Origin of the sequence: Nonomuraea rhizosphaerae (assembly GCF_019396405.1) — a bacterium.
GTDB lineage: Bacteria > Actinomycetota > Actinomycetes > Streptosporangiales > Streptosporangiaceae > Nonomuraea > Nonomuraea rhizosphaerae.
In genome coordinates, this window is the sequence record NZ_JAHKRL010000361.1 from 1 (window position 1) to 1,863 (window position 1,863).

The following is a 1,863-nucleotide window of genomic DNA, read 5'->3' on the forward strand; positions in this document are numbered from 1 at the left end:
CTGGCTTCTGCGTGCTGGGGCTGAGGTCCCGCCTGATCAAGCAGTTGTCCCGACCGGGTTCGCCGGAGCCTGGCGGGCCAGGCCCCGGTTCATCGGGACAACTGCGGGATCACACGGTGATCGCGGACGACGCTGCCGGGTGGGGTCAGGCGGCGGAGATGCCGGCGCTGGCGGCGCGACGCATGCGACGGCGACGCTCGGAGGCGCGCTCGTCCTCGTTCAGGCCACCCCACGTGCCGTACTTCTCCGGACGGGACAGCGCGTAGTCAAGGCACTCGTTGCGGACAGGGCACTGGCCACAGATGGCCTTCGCCTTCCGCTCGCGCACGTCACGCTCGGGCTGCCGCTCCCCGTCGGGGCCGAAGAAGAGCACGAGGTCCTCACCCCGGCACGCGGCATCATCCTGCCAACCCCAGCTGGGGCGCGGGCGGGCGAGCTGCCGACGTACCTGAGACATGAGAAAACCACCTTCGTGAGAGGTATTTCGGTAATTGAGCCGCATTGGACGCTTTTGGCGTCACTGTTCCAACGCAACGTTGGGCCGTGATGTTCCCCGCTCAGGTAAGAGCCGGCGTGGCGTACCGCACAGGCGTGAGCCTGTCCAGCGAAACCAGCCGGAAGGTGGTGATCGTCTCGGCGCAAGCCGTACCACACGGCGCTTGGAGCGCCGATGGCTCAACCACAACCTGGAGCCGGACGTCGCCGCAGCGCACGATGGCTTCGGTGACGTCACCGTCCGACCTGGAGGATTCCACGGCCACTGCGCCGACGGAGCACTCTCCCGTATGGGCTCGGGCGAAGTGCTCGACAGCCTGCAATGGCTCAGGGATGCCTGCGCGCCCCCGGAAACGGTCGAGAATGATCTCGCCCGACCGGTACGCGTTAGCCGCTGCGACCGCAGCAGCCTGAGACATGCTGCCGTAGAAAATTCCGTGTGGCAAGCACACAAGGTTGGCGGCGTATCGATCGCCGCCAACGTGTGACGTTTCCCACACTCTGTCCGGCCAGTTTTCGGCCAGGCTCCGAGCGAGAGGTAGTCCAATGCGGGCGCAGCACACATTGCGCTTGGCGTGCGTGCAGACCAGAAATACCGGCTCGTGTTCAAGTATGCAGGACTCGGGGACCACTCCTGCCACCAGCGCGTCCAGGTCAAGATCGTCGGGACCTGCGATGACTCCGCTGGCCAGCCAAGGGTTCGGGCCCGTGGCGTAGCCGACTAGCACACGCAGGTCCTGGTCCTGCGGGCGGGTGCGCCTGCCCGGGCGGCGGATGAGCTGGGGCCTGATGCCATGTTCGGTGGCCCGGCGTACGAGTTTCGCGATTTTTTCAGGAAGCTCGAAGGTTTCCAGATGCGAGGGCCACGGCCCGTCGTACTCGATCAGCAACCACAGCCGGGCTCCCACGGTGGCGCTGGCCAGTGTCGGCACGGCACCGGTGTGGCAGCCGTCCGGATGCTCGCAGCCCCTGGCCAACGCCCCTCCCCGAAAGTGCGAATTAGGTCAGCCTAACCTAACGCTGGGGAGAGTGTGGGTCTTATCCGGCGAACACCGCCCGCGCGGCGGGGAGCGCGGCCGCCCTGTCCTGCGGGACGAGGCCGATCCTGGTCCTGCGATCGAGCAGATCGTCGGCGTCGAGCGCGCCCTCGTGGCGCGCGGCCCAGACGAGCTCGCCCATGGTCACGCCGAGGGCCACCTCCTCGGGGTGCGCCCGGACCAGCTCGTGCACGGCGGCCGCCTCTGAGCCGTAGCGGGCGACGAGGTGCGCGGGGGCCGGCCCGGGCGTGTCGCCCGCGCCCGGCATCCCGCCCACGCCCGGCGGCCCGCCCGGTGTCCCGTCCGCGGACGCGGCGGACCGGCCGGCAGC

General features: G+C 68.8%; 3 protein-coding genes. All 3 read right to left on the minus strand.

The window, feature by feature from the left end; translation table 11 throughout:
- Positions 1 to 145: 145 nt before the first annotated feature.
- Entirely contained in the window at positions 146 to 457 is a 312-nt protein-coding gene (locus KME77_RS18130; RefSeq protein ID WP_219468945.1) for a WhiB family transcriptional regulator, read from the minus strand.
- Positions 458 to 557: 100 nt separating this feature from the next.
- The gene (locus KME77_RS18135) at positions 558 to 1,427 is read right to left on the minus strand and encodes a sucrase ferredoxin (protein ID WP_308250750.1); all 870 of its coding nucleotides are present in this window, start codon (positions 1,425 to 1,427) and stop codon (positions 558 to 560) included.
- A gap of 106 nt (positions 1,428 to 1,533) precedes the next feature.
- Positions 1,534 to 1,863: glycerol-3-phosphate dehydrogenase C-terminal domain-containing protein (locus tag KME77_RS18140; RefSeq protein ID WP_281424179.1), on the minus strand; the 330-nt coding region annotated here is incomplete at its 5' end.